At 42.4% G+C, this 14,793-nt stretch carries 17 protein-coding genes; all 17 read left to right on the top strand.

Translation table 11 applies throughout. The features are described from left to right. The first annotated feature begins 37 nt into the window (after positions 1-37). Positions 38-298, top strand: coding sequence for a stage VI sporulation protein F (locus HUS26_RS06010; protein ID WP_173916291.1), 261 nt, complete (start codon positions 38-40; stop codon positions 296-298). Positions 299-497: 199 nt separating this feature from the next. Then, a complete protein-coding gene (locus HUS26_RS06015) occupies positions 498-695 on the top strand; it encodes a DUF2768 domain-containing protein (RefSeq protein WP_173916292.1) in 198 nt (65 codons plus the stop codon). 19 nt (positions 696-714) lie between these two features. Next, a complete protein-coding gene (locus tag HUS26_RS06020; RefSeq protein WP_173916293.1) occupies positions 715-1,440 on the top strand; it encodes a hypothetical protein in 726 nt (241 codons plus the stop codon). Positions 1,441-1,600: 160 nt separating this feature from the next. Further along, complete coding sequence (gene spoIVA / locus HUS26_RS06025; RefSeq protein ID WP_173916294.1) at positions 1,601-3,079, top strand: stage IV sporulation protein A; 1,479 nt, start codon at positions 1,601-1,603, stop codon at positions 3,077-3,079. A 346-nt stretch (positions 3,080-3,425) separates the two neighbouring features. Next, positions 3,426-3,698 carry an HU family DNA-binding protein gene (locus HUS26_RS06030; protein ID WP_082233987.1) on the top strand — a complete coding sequence of 91 codons (273 nt, stop codon included), beginning with the start codon at positions 3,426-3,428 and terminating at the stop codon, positions 3,696-3,698. Between the two features lie 121 nt (positions 3,699-3,819). Then, positions 3,820-4,044 (top strand): trp RNA-binding attenuation protein MtrB, encoded by a 225-nt coding sequence (mtrB, locus tag HUS26_RS06035; RefSeq protein ID WP_173918758.1) that lies wholly within the window; start codon positions 3,820-3,822, stop codon positions 4,042-4,044. A gap of 98 nt (positions 4,045-4,142) precedes the next feature. Next, positions 4,143-4,937, top strand: coding sequence for a heptaprenyl diphosphate synthase component 1 (locus HUS26_RS06040; RefSeq protein WP_254434143.1), 795 nt, complete (start codon positions 4,143-4,145; stop codon positions 4,935-4,937). Positions 4,938-4,939: 2 nt separating this feature from the next. Then, entirely contained in the window at positions 4,940-5,653 is a 714-nt protein-coding gene (locus HUS26_RS06045) for a demethylmenaquinone methyltransferase (RefSeq protein ID WP_173916295.1), read from the top strand. 15 nt (positions 5,654-5,668) lie between these two features. Beyond that, a complete protein-coding gene (gene hepT, locus HUS26_RS06050) occupies positions 5,669-6,640 on the top strand; it encodes a heptaprenyl diphosphate synthase component II (protein ID WP_173916296.1) in 972 nt (323 codons plus the stop codon). 98 nt (positions 6,641-6,738) lie between these two features. Then, a complete protein-coding gene (gene ndk / locus HUS26_RS06055; RefSeq protein WP_173916297.1) occupies positions 6,739-7,185 on the top strand; it encodes a nucleoside-diphosphate kinase in 447 nt (148 codons plus the stop codon). A 561-nt stretch (positions 7,186-7,746) separates the two neighbouring features. Further along, positions 7,747-8,913, top strand: coding sequence for a chorismate synthase (aroC, locus tag HUS26_RS06060; RefSeq protein WP_173916298.1), 1,167 nt, complete (start codon positions 7,747-7,749; stop codon positions 8,911-8,913). Next, positions 8,914-10,002 (top strand): 3-dehydroquinate synthase, encoded by a 1,089-nt coding sequence (gene aroB / locus HUS26_RS06065; RefSeq protein WP_173916299.1) that lies wholly within the window; start codon positions 8,914-8,916, stop codon positions 10,000-10,002. Next, a complete protein-coding gene (aroH, locus tag HUS26_RS06070) occupies positions 9,986-10,348 on the top strand; it encodes a chorismate mutase (RefSeq protein WP_173916300.1) in 363 nt (120 codons plus the stop codon). The genes aroB and aroH overlap by 17 nt, the downstream gene beginning before the upstream one ends. 16 nt (positions 10,349-10,364) lie before the next feature. Continuing rightward, positions 10,365-11,459, top strand: coding sequence for a histidinol-phosphate transaminase (hisC, locus tag HUS26_RS06075; RefSeq protein ID WP_173916301.1), 1,095 nt, complete (start codon positions 10,365-10,367; stop codon positions 11,457-11,459). Further along, positions 11,459-12,556 (top strand): prephenate dehydrogenase, encoded by a 1,098-nt coding sequence (locus HUS26_RS06080; protein ID WP_371809559.1) that lies wholly within the window; start codon positions 11,459-11,461, stop codon positions 12,554-12,556. The genes hisC and HUS26_RS06080 overlap by 1 nt, the downstream gene beginning before the upstream one ends. A gap of 11 nt (positions 12,557-12,567) precedes the next feature. Next, positions 12,568-13,866, top strand: coding sequence for a 3-phosphoshikimate 1-carboxyvinyltransferase (aroA, locus tag HUS26_RS06085; protein ID WP_173916303.1), 1,299 nt, complete (start codon positions 12,568-12,570; stop codon positions 13,864-13,866). 168 nt (positions 13,867-14,034) lie between these two features. Continuing rightward, entirely contained in the window at positions 14,035-14,787 is a 753-nt protein-coding gene (locus tag HUS26_RS06090; RefSeq protein WP_173916304.1) for a hypothetical protein, read from the top strand. Positions 14,788-14,793: the final 6 nt, after the last annotated feature.

Genomic DNA, 14,793 nt, shown 5'->3' on the forward strand with positions numbered 1-14,793 from the left:
ACTACCAAGAATCAATCGCACGAGGAGGTTATCATCAGTGAGTAATTTTCAAAAGAACATTTTTGATCATTTACAAAACAAAGCAAATATTAACCCTGAAGAAGTTTTTAAAGTAGCGGATTCAGTAAAAAATGCTGACTTTACCGATGAAAAAGTAGTTCGCCGCTTAGTAAGGCAGCTGGCAACGATCGCGAATAAGCCTGTTTCCAAGAAGAAAGAGGATAAAATTGTCGAAGCGATCGTCAATCAAAACATGCCTCTTGATATGAATACACTGAGTAAATTCTTTAAAGGTTAATCATGGGTAGGCGTTTTTAGGAGACAGTCCCCTATGGTTATGCATACTATAACCCGTAGCAATTAATACGTAGGAGCTAGTTTGGAATTATTTAGTCAAACCGGAGCGATGTTTGCTCCGGTATTTTTTTTCTGTGAGCAAGCGGATACATATGGTATAATACCATCGGGTTACCTAAGGAAATTAGGAGGAAAGCTTTATGTCAGTAAGTTTGTTAAAGATGTACATATCATTTGCCGGAATCATCTCCTTGTTTTTAGCGACAGGGTTAATCTATTTAAGCCGCTATAAACTCTCAGGAACTATTTCCTGGATTGTCGCAGTTTTTGCTTATTTGTTTATGATTATTGGCGGTCTTATTATTGCATTTATTGTACTTAGCGGGCCAACCGCATAGGGGAAGGTGCTGAATCAACATGAAATATCTAAAACTACTTATACTCCCTCTAATGGTATTTATATTGTCAGGCTGTCTTTATCCTCAGTCCGAAATGAGTAAGAATCAGCTTTCCAATCAGGAGCAGCTGGAGTCCATTCAAAATGCAGTTTATGAATATCAATCCCAGACAAACCTGCTCCCTATTAAAACAAGGGAGCAAGATACACAGCCCTTTTTAAAGTATCCCATTGATTTCAGTAAACTGAGAGAACGCGGCCTGATTGGCGAGGCACCCGGCAATTCGTTTGAGAACGGTGGCCACTATCAATATATTATTATTCATGCAGAGGACAACCCTGTTGTAAAAGTTGTCGATTTAAAAGTGACAGAAGCTCTGCGCTCTCTGCAGATGAAGGTCGAATATTATGTAAATGAAAATAAATATCCGCCGCTTAACAATAAAATTGCCAGAGGGGTTTATGATTTAAAATACGAACAGATGGGACTCGATGAAAAACCAACCGTTGATAGTCCTTATTCCGATAAAAAGCTTCCCATTTATATTAATGAAAGGGGAGAGCTCCTTGTGGATTATCGTCCAGAGCTTTATGAGCTTATGAGAAACGAGGAACATGATTATGAAACCGGGGATGATATCCGTTACTTGTTAACAGACCATACACCGTTTGCCCCTGCATATTCTCCGGCTTATACAATTGAAGGTGAAGAACCTGTATTTGCTGAGGATCTATCCTCATCTTAACCACTTCTTTTTAGAAGTGGTTTTTTTATGTGGAAACTTAAAGAAGAAACTCCCATAAATTAATTACTTTTTTAAAACTAAGCATAATTATTATGGGTGAACTCATAGAATGAGAGTGTCCAAGCTTGTAATTTGTGAATTTTATCTGGGAGGGGATCCTTTGGAGAAGGTAGATATTTTCAGTGATATTTCCAAGCGAACGAACGGGGATATTTATCTGGGAGTTGTTGGTGCTGTTCGGACAGGAAAATCAACGTTTATAAAGAAATTCATGGAGCTGGTCGTCATCCCGAATATGGAGGATGAAGCGGAGCGGGAAAGAGCGTTAGATGAGCTGCCGCAAAGCGCCGCCGGTAAAACGATTATGACGACAGAGCCTAAATTTGTCCCAAACCAGGCCGCATCGATCCGCTTTGATGAGCATTTAGATGTAAGAGTAAGAATGGTGGACTGTGTGGGCTATGCGGTGAAAGGGGCCGTAGGCTATGAAGATGAAAACGGGCCGAGAATGATTCATACGCCTTGGTATGAAGAAGCTATTCCGTTTCATGAAGCAGCTGAAATCGGAACTCAAAAGGTTATCCAAGAGCATTCTACGATTGGGATTGTCGTAACAACAGATGGTACAATCGGTGAAATTGCCCGCGAAGATTACGTATCGGCAGAGGAAAAAGTTGTTGAAGAGCTCCGCGAAGTAGGAAAGCCGTTTATCATGGTAATCAACTCAGCTCAACCCCACAACGACCGCACTTTGCGCTTAAAAGAAGAGCTTCAGGAGAAGTATGATATTCCTGTCTTAGCTTTATCTGTTGAAAGCATGCGTGAGCAGGACGTTCAAAGCGTACTTCGTGAGGCTTTATTTGAATTTCCAGTATTGGAAGTTAATGTTAACCTGCCGAGCTGGGTAATGGTCTTAGACTCCAGACACTGGCTGAGAAGGCATTTGCAGACAGCCATTGAGGAAACAGTTCAGGATATTAAACGATTACGCGATGTCGACTATGTCATCGGGAATTTTGAAGAATATGAGCATATCACAGGCGCCCATATATCCGGTATGGACTTAGGAGAAGGAATTGCAGAGATCGATCTTCAGGCTCCAGATCACTTATATGATAACATTTTAAAAGAAATAGTCGGAGAAGAAATACGCGGCAAGGATCATTTACTTGAGATTATGCAGGACTTTTCCCATGCGAAGAGAGAATACGATGTAGTAGCGGATGCTCTGCAAATGGTTAAACAGACCGGATATGGAATCGCGGCTCCTTCTCTTGAGGATATGGCCTTGGATGAGCCGGAGATCATCAGGCAGGGTTCCCGTTTTGGAGTCCGTTTAAAAGCGGTGGCTCCATCAATTCATATGGTAAAAGTCGATGTTCAGTCTGAATTTTCCCCGATTATTGGAACAGAGAAACAGAGCGAAGAACTCGTGCGTTATTTAATGCAGGACTTTGAGGATGATCCGCTTTCCATTTGGAACTCAGATATTTTTGGCAGATCATTAAGCTCAATCGTCAGAGAAGGCATCCAGGCGAAGCTTTCCCTCATGCCGGAAAATGCACGTTATAAATTAAAAGAAACCCTTGAACGAATTATAAATGAAGGGTCTGGCGGCATGATCGCCATTATACTTTAACGGCTCTTAGCGGGCCGTTTTTAATTTTTTCTTTAAAAAATATTATTTTCCTAATATGCCTGAGATTCTTATCTATGCGCTCATTGATTAACCCGTCAAAACCCTTTCATATCAAGGGATTTGGCGGGTTTTTCTGATTTGAATTTATATCCATTTTTGGCAGCGTGTTAGGTGAGGAGTGACCAAAAACAGCTATATCACGCGATTTCTCATGTATTCTCTATTGAATTTCAGTACAAACTCGTTTAATATAAGGCTTGTCATCACATGTTGGTGACTAAATAGGCCCTTCGAGTGAACCTTCGTTCACTTGGAAGACCAACCTTCTTGGAAGGAGGTGAATGTCATGAACAAAACTGACCTAATCAATGCAGTATCTGAGAAAGCTGAGCTTTCTAAAAAAGACGCAACTCAAGCGGTTGATTCTGTATTTGAATCTATCATGGATTCACTTAAAGATGGTGAGAAAGTACAGCTTATCGGATTTGGTAACTTTGAAGTACGTGAGCGTGCGGCACGTAAAGGCCGTAACCCACAAACTGGTGAAGAGATCGAGATCTCTGCAAGTAAAGTACCAGCTTTCAAACCTGGTAAAGCCCTAAAAGATGCTGTAAAATAATAGCTACATAGGGCTTTAAGGGGTGCTTATATGCACCCCTTTTTCAATGGATAAAAGTAGATTTTTTGACATCTGCTTGGGAATAAGAGATAGTATGACTAAAAGAAAGGAGCCAAATGTGATGGCTGCATCAGATAATGACTTCTTTGTTATTAAAGCACTGGAAGATGGAGTAAACGTCATCGGGCTTACGAGAGGAACGGATACCCGCTTTCACCACTCTGAAAAACTGGATAAAAACGAAGTAATGATTGCCCAATTTACCGAACATACCTCCGCTGTAAAAGTACGCGGAAAGGCGGTCATACAGACTAGTCATGGAGAGATGACAAACGATGCAGAGTAAAATATCTCTGCAATATACATACTAAAGCTTAACTGCTGCGTTTATGCTATAATATTTAGGGTCATAATGTGTCTATGAAAGGGATCAGGTGATGAAAAGTGAATCCATCAAATATGCAAATAACACAGTTAAAAGATAAAATAGCTGCTCATGTGCGTCACCCTTTTTTAGCTAAGTTTATTGCGGACCCTGTCATTGATGAAGATAAACTCGTTATCCTGGCGTCTATCATGGATCACACCAATTTATCTCCTTTGAAAAAGGAAAAATATATAATCACTACAATGCTCGTGCAAATTGCGCTTGATACCCATGACCACGTGACTTTATCTGATGAGACGGATGAACCGGAAACGATCCGCACACGCCAGCTGACCGTATTAGCCGGCGATTACTACAGCGGACTTTATTATTATGTATTGGCCCAGCTTGATGATATCCCGATGATAAAAACATTGGCAGGGGCGATAAAAGAAATTAATGAACTAAAAATGGAATTATATTATAAAGATGTAGAATCCTTTCAAGAATTCTTATCATCGTTAAGAAAAATAGAATCCCTGCTTATACAGAGAGTCGCTACCTACGTGCAGAAAACGTCCATTAATGATATGGCAGGAGACTGGCTTTTAGCCAAAAGACTTCTTGATGAAAAGAACAGCTATCAGGAAGGACGATTTTCCCCGATCATGGATCTGTTATCCAAAAGGCAGGGAATCCTGGAGTCAAGCGGCCAGCTTGGCCTCTATATAGAGAATATGCTTCACAATCAAATCTCACATTTAGAAGCTAATGTTTCGCAAATGCCGATCCATTTTAACTGGTTAAAGCAGTATATTCATTCGGCAATCTATCACAAATTTTATAAAACACGTATCGCTGAGGAAGGATAAATATGCCGCAATCGTCAAAAGAAGAAAGAGTACATCACGTTTTCGAAAATATTTACAGCCGATATGACAAAATGAACTCGATCATATCTTTTCAGCAGCACCGCTTGTGGAGAAGAGATGTGATGAAGCGAATGAAGGTCACACCAGGGGACCATACGCTTGATGTCTGCTGCGGAACGGGAGACTGGACGATGAGCCTGGCTGATCGAGTTGGGGTGTCCGGTAAAGTCATCGGTCTAGATTTCAGCAATAATATGCTTTCTGTGGCTATTAAGAAAAAATTGAAAGCCGGGATCCGGCATGTAGAGTTTCAGCATGGAAATGCTATGGAACTTCCGTTTGAGGATAACCAGTTTGATTTCGTCACGATCGGGTTTGGTTTAAGAAACGTCCCGGATTACTTCCAGGTACTAAAAGAAATGCACCGGGTCGTAAAACCTGGCGGCCGAGTTGTTTGTTTAGAGACTTCGCAGCCGACCAATCCAGTATTTAAACGATTTTATTATTTTTACTTCCAGAATGTTATGCCATTGTTTGGAAAAGTGTTTGCCAAGAGCTATGACGAGTACAGCTGGCTGCATGAATCGGCAAAAGACTTTCCGGGAATTGACGAGTTAGCTGAAATGTTTGAAGAAGCCGGGTTTACAAACATTGAAGTGAAAGCCTATACAGGAGGCGTAGCTGCCATGCATATGGGAGATAAGCAGTCGAATTAATTGAGGATGAATAAAATGAAACTAGCCATGATTTATTCTTTTTTAAAACAAGATTTAGCCATAATTGAAGAAGCGGTTAATGAAACCATTCAATCCGACAATATCGTACTGCGTGAAGCTTCCAGTCAGCTTCTTAATGCCGGCGGCAAACGAATTCGTCCTGTTTTTGTCCTTCTGGCAGGGAAATTCGGAGATTATCAGATCGACCGTATGAAAGCCGTAGCTGTTTCACTGGAACTGATTCATACAGCCTCATTAGTTCATGACGATGTTATCGATGAGGCTGAAGTAAGACGCGGTGAACCGACGATTAAGTCCAAATGGGACAACCGGATTGCGATGTATACAGGTGATTACATATTTGCTCGTTCTTTAGAAAATTTATCGGCACTTAACGATCCGAAAGCACATCAAATTCTTGCTAAGACGATGGTGGAGCTTTGTCTTGGCGAGATTGAACAAATTAAAGATAAATACGATGTCCATCAGAACTTACGGCAGTATTTGCGGAGAATAAAGCGTAAAACAGCAATACTTATTGCCTCAAGCTGCCGATTGGGAGCTATTGCCGCAGGAGTTAAAGAAGAAGAAGAAATGGCACTGTACCGTTATGGCTATTACGTCGGAATGTCTTATCAGATTATTGATGATGTGCTGGACTTTACTGAGTCTGAAGAACAGTTAGGAAAGCCGGCTGGAAGTGACCTGCTTCAGGGGAATATTACCCTGCCTGTCCTTATTACTCTGTATAAAGACAGTGAGTTTAAAGACGACTTAACAGAATTGTTTATGAAAGAAAACCTGGAACCTTATCATATGGCGGGGGTAATAGAGACGATTAAATCAAATGGTTCTATCGAGAAAGCTCTGCAGATGAGCGACCGCTATTTAGATAAGGCTTACAAGGCGCTTGAAACCCTGCCGCAGAACCGCGCAAAACAGACTTTAAAAGGGATTGCGAAATATATTGGAAAAAGAAGGGCATAAAAGGTTTGCCACTATCTATGTATTTTGGTAAAATCTTTTATGGTGCTATTTAAAAGCGCTTTCACAAACAAACATTACATAAGTTGAGGTGTTTATCCATGGAAAAGACATTTTTAATGATTAAGCCGGATGGAGTACAGCGCAGTTTAATTGGTGATATTACCGCGAAGTTTGAGAAGAAAGGGTTTAAGCTTGCGGGCGCTAAATTAATGCAGATTGACCGTTCTCTGGCTGAAGAGCACTACGGTGAACATAAAGGCAAGCCTTTCTTTGAAGAACTGGTCGATTTTATTACATCCGGTCCAGTATTCGCGATGGTATGGGAAGGGGAAAACGTTATTTCTACAGCCCGTCTGATGATGGGGGCTACCAACCCGAAAGAATCTGCACCTGGCACTGTCCGAGGAGATTATGGAGTAAACGTTGGCAAAAATGTTATTCATGGCTCTGACTCACCAGAAAGTGCAAAACGCGAAATCAGTCTTTTCTTTAATGAGCAGGAACTTATCAACTACAACAAAGACAGTTTAACCTGGGTGTATTAATAACCGGATTTCCTAAAAGAGAGCTGTTTGAAAAGCCTTTGCGACCATTGGTTTTTCATAAAACAGCTCTCTTTTTTATTTTTCGATTCTGAAACGATAGAGCCTATTTTTTATTAAACCATTTACAGTTTCGATTTAATGCTTTAACCTGTAAAAGAGATGCTGATAAGGAGCCCTGCAGCAATGGAAAATGACTATTTACCACCTTCTCCGTCTATTTTAGGGCCGTTAAAACGACGGGAAAGTATTAAAGGAACTAATGGAGAGAATGAAGACTAATTTCTCTGGCTTTTACCGAAACCGCAGACGGTGGGAAGTATTGGAATGAAAGTTCATTTCCTGTCAATTAGAAAAAGCGGGATTATCTTTGTCGGCAGTACATAGCAATTTTTATCCCTACGATCTAATAAGCTGGGAGTATTAGAAGCGTATTTCTAAAAAATCGTTAATTTTAATAGGTTTTTTTATTTTTTTATAAAAGATTGAATTTTTAAAGAACACAATGTTCAATCCTTATGATATAGTAGTACATAAAATTTAGAACCGAGGAGGAAGTCTTATATGCGCTATCTGACTGCAGGAGAATCACACGGTAAACAATTAACTACAATTATTGAAGGGGTACCATCTCATTTACCTCTTACTCCTCAGCAAATCAATGAATCAACCATCCGACGCCAGGGAGGCTACGGCCGTGGCCGCAGAATGCAAATAGAGAAAGATCTGGTAGATATTACAAGCGGGGTGCGCCACGGTTATACGCTGGGTTCTCCGATTTCACTGGTCGTTCATAACGATGATTTCAAACACTGGGTTAATATCATGGGTGAAGATCCGCTGCCGGAAGGAACGGAAGTCAAACGGACCATCTCAAGACCGCGTCCTGGACATGCTGATTTAAACGGTGGCATGAAATACGGCCATCGTGATATGAGAAACGTTCTTGAACGTTCCTCAGCACGTGAAACAGCAGCCCGCGTCGGCGCAGGAGCTGTTGCGAAAGTACTTCTCCGTGAACTTGGCATCGAAGTCGCCGGTTATGTGAGGGAAATCGCAGGAATCGTGAGTGAAGTTGACGAGACGATGAGCATCGAAGAGCGTGCCCGCATTTCTGAAGAGTCGCCGGTTCGCACGTTTGATGAAACGGCCGCCAAGAAAATGATGGAAGCCATTGATACAGCGAAAAAAGAAGGAGATTCCATCGGCGGAGTATGTGAAGTATACGTAGAAGGCATGCCTCCGGGAATTGGATCTTATGTCCAGTATGACCGAAAGCTTGATGCGAAGATTGCCGGTGCTGTGATGAGCATCAACGCTTTTAAAGGGGTTGAGTTTGGCATCGGCTTTGAAGCAGCCAGACGAAACGGCAGCCAGGTTCATGATGAAATTTTATGGAGCGAAGAACGTGGATATTACCGCCGCACAAATAATCTCGGCGGATTCGAAGGCGGCATGACTTCCGGAATGCCTATTGTTGTAAAAGGGGTCATGAAACCTATTCCTACCCTTTATAAGCCGCTGCAGAGTGTCGACATTGAAACGAAAGAGCCGTTCCAGGCAAGCATTGAACGCTCCGACTCCTGCGCCGTTCCTGCAGCATCAGTCGTGATGGAACATATCGTAGCATTTGAACTGGCTAAAGCTATTACAGAAGAGTTCCCATCGGATTACTTCCCGCGTTTAAAAGAAGCGGTTGATAAATACAGAAAAGAAGTGCGGGAATTTTAAATGAGAAACCTGACGATTCATTCTTCAACCCATGATTATGATGTTCTAATTGGATCTTCTTTACGTCATCAGCTAAAGGATATGGTAAAGAAAGAATACTCCAAAGTGCTGATCGTTTCGGATTCGGTTGTCGCAGATCTTTATTTAGAAGATGTGAAAGCTGCTTTTTCAAATGCGAAAGTTTCTGATGCGATTGTTCCGGCTGGTGAAGGCTCTAAGAGTCTCGAACAGTACGGCCGCCTGCTGGATAAGTGCATTCAAGAACAGCTCGACCGTCAGTCTCTCATCGTCGGTTTGGGCGGGGGGATGATTGGCGACCTAACAGGGTTTGTTGCTTCCACGTACTTGCGCGGGATTGATTTTCTGCAAATGCCGACATCGATTTTGGCTCATGACAGCAGTGTAGGGGGCAAAGTGGCGATTAACCACCCTCAAGGGAAAAATTTAATCGGCTCCTTCTACAACCCGATTCAGGTCGTCTACGATACGGAGACATTACAAAGCCTTCCTGCTGCGGAAATTCGTTCAGGTTATGGTGAAGTAATTAAGCATGCGCTGTTAAGTGATGCCTCCTGGTACGATGAGTTGAAAACTCAATTGCTCAAAAATGTTACGACTGAAGACCTTGAAGACCATCTAATGGCCGGGATCAAGGTGAAAGCCGGAATCGTAGAAGAAGACGAAAAAGAACACGGAGTCAGAAAGTACTTGAATTTAGGGCATACGCTGGCTCATGCTCTTGAAGCAGAGCTCGGATATGGAGCAATTACCCATGGTGAAGCTGTAGCTTTAGGCATTGCCTTTGCCATGAGGGTCTCTGAGCATAAGCTGAAAAGTGATTTGCCGATCCTTTCTTACTTGGAGTGGCTTCAGCTAAACGATTACCCGCTCCATACACTTAAGTCTGCAAATCCAAAACAGCTCGTTCATCGAATGAAATGGGATAAGAAAACGGTAAGAGAAGAAATTCACTTTGTCCTGTTAAAAGAAGTCGGCTCTCCGGTTGTGGAGAGAGTAAACGATGAAGAGTTAACGGAATATTTGGAGAAATTTTTAGAAGAGGTGAACCATATTGAACAGAGGAATTAGAGGGGCGACTACGGTAGAAGTGAATGATGCAGAACAAATCGTTACTCGGTCTTATGAGCTCGTACGTGATATGGTTCATCAAAACGATGTGAAACCTGAAGATGTCGTTTCCGTATTTTTTACTGTAACGGAAGATATAAATGCAGCCTTTCCTGCTAAATCCCTTAGGAAACTGGAAGGCTGGACGTACGTCCCTGTTATGTGTATGACAGAAATACCTGTTCCTGATAGTTTAGGTATGTGCATTCGAGTCATGATGACGGTAAATACGTCTCTTGAGCAGGATAAAGTTGAGCATATTTATCACCATAAAGCTAAGGCTCTTAGACCAGACTTAAAAAGTTGAGAGGAGTTCATCAGTCATGCAAGCTAAAGAAATTCTAAAAAATATGAAACCATATAAGCCAGGCAAACAGATTGAAGAAGTAAAAGAAGAATACGGGCTGGACCGCATCGTAAAGCTTGCGTCTAATGAAAATCCATTCGGTTTTTCCAGTCAAGTAAAAGAACAGCTTCCTGCACTGATCAATCAATTAGAAAAATATCCTGATGGATATTCTGCTGCTCTTAGAAAAAAGCTGGCCGGTATCTTAAACGTGAAGGAAGAACAGCTGATCTTCGGTAATGGATCCGACGAAGTCGTTCAGATTATCTGCCGCACGTTTCTTGAAGCTGGGGCAAATACGGTTATGGCGACGCCAACTTTCCCGCAATATCGTCATAACGCACTGATCGAAGGGGCAGAAGTGCGTGAAGTTTCCTTACAGGATGGCCATCACCATGTAGAAGCTATGCTTGAACAAATTGATGAACGTACCCGTGTACTCTGGTTATGTACACCTAACAACCCAACAGGCGTTCATATGACGGCAAGTGAAGTCCGTCACGTTTTATCAAGTGTACCTCCGCACGTACTTGTGGTAATTGATGAAGCTTACTATGAGTACATGGACGCAGAAGATCGTTTTGAGTCTCTTGAGGTATTAAACGAGTACGAGAATTTAATTATTCTGCGGACGTTTTCTAAAGCTTACGGTTTAGCCGGCTTACGGATCGGCTACGGAGTCGCTTCTCAAGAGATTATCCAGACACTGGAACCGGCTCGCGAGCCGTTTAATACATCGACGATTGCCCAGGCTGCCGCCATTCTTGCCCTTGACGATCAATCCTTTATTACAGAATCCACTGCCAGCAATAGAAAGTCGAAACAGGAGCTCTTTAAGTTTCTCGATGATCATGGTATCGGATACTATCCTTCCCAAGCTAATTTTGTGCTCGTTCACCTTCCAATCAGCGGAGACGAAATGTTTGAACACTTATTGAGCAAAGGATTTATTGTACGGTCAGGAGAAGCACTGGGTCTGCCTAATTCTATTCGATTAACGATCGGTAAAGAAGAAGACATGCAGGTAATTCAGGCGGAAATAAAAGAAAAACTCCAGAGTGTCACTTCATGATGAAAACTGTATTTTTTGTCGGACTCGGTTTAATTGGCGGCTCTTTAGCTATGAACACAGCTAAGAAGGAAGGATACCGGGTCATCGGCATGGATTCGGATGAAAAAACGATTGAAATGGCATTAATACAAGGTGTTATTGAAGAAGTAGTAACGGATTTTGAGCAAGGGTGCAGGAAGTCTGACATCCTTGTTCTTGCTACACCTATTTCACTTACTGTTGAGTATTTATCAGCTTTAGAGAAGATGGATCTCGACCATACGCTGCTCGTAACAGATGTTTCATCTGTTAAAAACCAAGTGCTGTATGCTGCAGAGCAGCTGACGAATCCCCGTGTGAAGTTTGTAGGAGGCCATCCTATGGCAGGTTCTCATAAGCAGGGATATTCAGCGGCAAAGCCGCACCTGTTTGAAAACGCGATATATGTTCTTACCCCTGCTGCGGGCAGCGCTACTGAAGACGCGGAAGTCCTTAAAGATCTATTTTCTGAGACAGGCGCCCGTTTTTTAACATTTAACACGGAAGAACATGACGAAATGACTGCTGTAATTTCTCATTTCCCCCACCTGATTGCATCTTCTCTTGTTCATCAGGCACGGGAATGGCAGAAGAAACACCCTTACCTGGAGCACCTGGCAGCGGGAGGCTTTCGTGACATTACACGTATTGCCTCAAGCAATCCTGAATTGTGGCAGGATATTTTTTTCCAGAATCGGACGCTGCTTATTCAAATGCTGGATGACTGGATGGAAGAGATGGCTGAAGTCCAACAGCTTTTAAAACAGCGCGAAAAAGAGTCCACTTATCAATATTTAGTAGAAGCGAAGAACTATCGGGATGGACTTCCTATGAAAGAAAAAGGGGCGATCCCATCCTTTTATGATATATATGTGGATATTCATGACCAGCCCGGAGCTATTCATAAAGTGATTAAACTGCTGGCTGGGAAAGAAATCAGCATTAAAAACATTGAAATCCTGGAAGTTCGTGAAGGAATTACAGGGGTGCTTCGAATCAGCTTCCCATCCGATAAAGAACAGCAGAAAAGCTATGAGCTGTTAACAAACAGCGGATACGAAGTTATGATCGAGCAGTAAGGAGGAAGTGTATGTCTAACATTGAGTTACATCCTGCAAAGCAGGGATTAGCAGGGAGACTTTCTGTTCCTGGTGATAAATCCATTTCCCATCGTGCCGTTATATTTTCTTCTTTGGCTGAAGGGACGTCCCATATAACGAATTTCTTAACAGGAGAAGACTGCCTGCGAACTGTGCAGGCATTTAGAGAATTCGGGGTTGCCATTGAGCGCGAGGACAAAGATGTAACCATCCACGGCAAGGGAATAAACGCATTAAAGACACCAACTCAGCCGATTAATTTTGGGAATTCAGGGACTACTGCTCGTCTCTTAAGCGGTGTACTTGCTGCTCTTCCTCATTTCAGCGTGGCTTATGGGGATGAGTCGCTGTCTAAACGCCCTATGGACCGTGTCGTCCTTCCTTTAGAAAAAATGGGGGCGCAAATCACAGGTCGCGATCAGGCGCGTCTGCTCCCACTCGCTTTTGAAGGCTGCAAGCTGACAGGAACTACTATAGAAATGAACGTGAAAAGCGCCCAAGTTAAATCTGCATTATTACTCGCAGGAATGCTGGCAGATGGAGAAACAACGGTTTTTGAGAAAGGGATCACGCGAAACCATACGGAGATGCTTATGTCAGAATATGGCATTGATCTTACGAAAGTGGGGCAGAGATTAACAATCCAAGGAAATCAGCAGCCTCAAGCCTCTGATTTAAGAGTCCCGGGAGATATATCCTCTGCTGCCTTTTTCATGGTGGCTGCGGCGATTACGCCTAACAGCAGTATTGCAATTGAGGGGGTCGGTTTAAATCCTACCCGAAACGGTATTATTACGGCTCTTGAGCAAATGGGTGCTGATATTACGGTAGAACAGACGGACAGCGTAGGACATGAACCGGTTGGAAATATTCATGTGGAAAGCAGCAGCCTCTCAGCCATCACGCTTAAAGGTGACCTGATTCCTAATCTTATTGATGAGATTCCAATTATTGCATTGGCGGCTACGCAGGCTAAAGGACAGACGGTCATCAAAGATGCCCACGAGTTAAAGGTGAAAGAAACAAATCGAATAGATTCGGTTGTTACCAACTTGCGAAACTTAGGGGCAGACATCGAATCCACTGAAGACGGCATGGTGATCCACGGCCCCGTCCAATTGAGCGGCGGAACCGTGAATTCTTTCGGAGATCACCGAATTGGAATGATGGGTGCTATTGCATCATATGTCTCTGAGGCTTCCGTAGAAGTCCTGGATAAACAATGCATCAACATTTCATATCCAGAATTTTTTGAACATTTTAATAAACTTCAAAAGAAAACTTCATAGTTTACCGTAAGCTCTCATACGATATATAAAACCTGGTGGAGGTTTTTCGTTTGAGAGCTTATTGGTTTCATGGGACATTGTTGATAGAGGAAGAGCCGTCTTATGGAGAGCTGATAGTTAAAGGACAAGTTTAGTGCCAGGTCAATCATCAGAAAGCCAAGGGTTAATATGAATGTCGATCAATTTGTCGTTACGCCAGGTTATGTTTTGTTAGACAAGGCTGAGCCGGTAAGCCGCTCTCCTTCTCCTGAAGATTTATGTGCAGATTATATCAGGAGAGGCTGTACGCTTCTGTTAGTTCAGCCTCCTGTCTGCAGCAATAATTACTACCGTCAGGAATATGAATGTCTACTAGAAAAGCTAAAAGGCCTCCCAGTTGATTTTATGGTGGTTCCCAGTGTCGATTCACAGGTTCTGCATGCCGGGATGGTAAGGTATTTTGCCCGCGAGAAATGCCCGTTTATTATCGTTGAAACTGAAGATATGGATGCACTGGAAGATGTGGCCTGGGGCTGGATTTCCCAAGCTCAGTGCTACAAACGAATTCCCTTAACATTCAATGTCAAAAATCGTAGAAATACCGAGACGAATTGCGAAAGGTTATGGGTAAACTTATGTGATAACTATGGTATTATTAGGTTAACAGACACGATAGAAGATGGTGCACTCACACTTAAGAATTTAAAAGACAGTGGGATTTATCCATATAAAGGAGCTCTATCCTCTCAAGCATATGCAGACTATAATCTTTATAGACGTAATCAAGAGGAGTTAGTTGATGAAGATGGGTATTTCTTATATCATGAGGCTGTCCCCAGTGTGACTGTGATGAGAGGGGAGTTATTGCAGACTGATCAAATAATTGAAACTAATACATCAGGCAGACACATGACGAGTTCGATCTATCAACACTTTGTTTAAACGTGA

The organism is Halobacillus sp. Marseille-Q1614, from assembly GCF_902809865.1.
Classification (GTDB): Bacteria; Bacillota; Bacilli; order Bacillales; family Halobacillaceae; genus Halobacillus_A.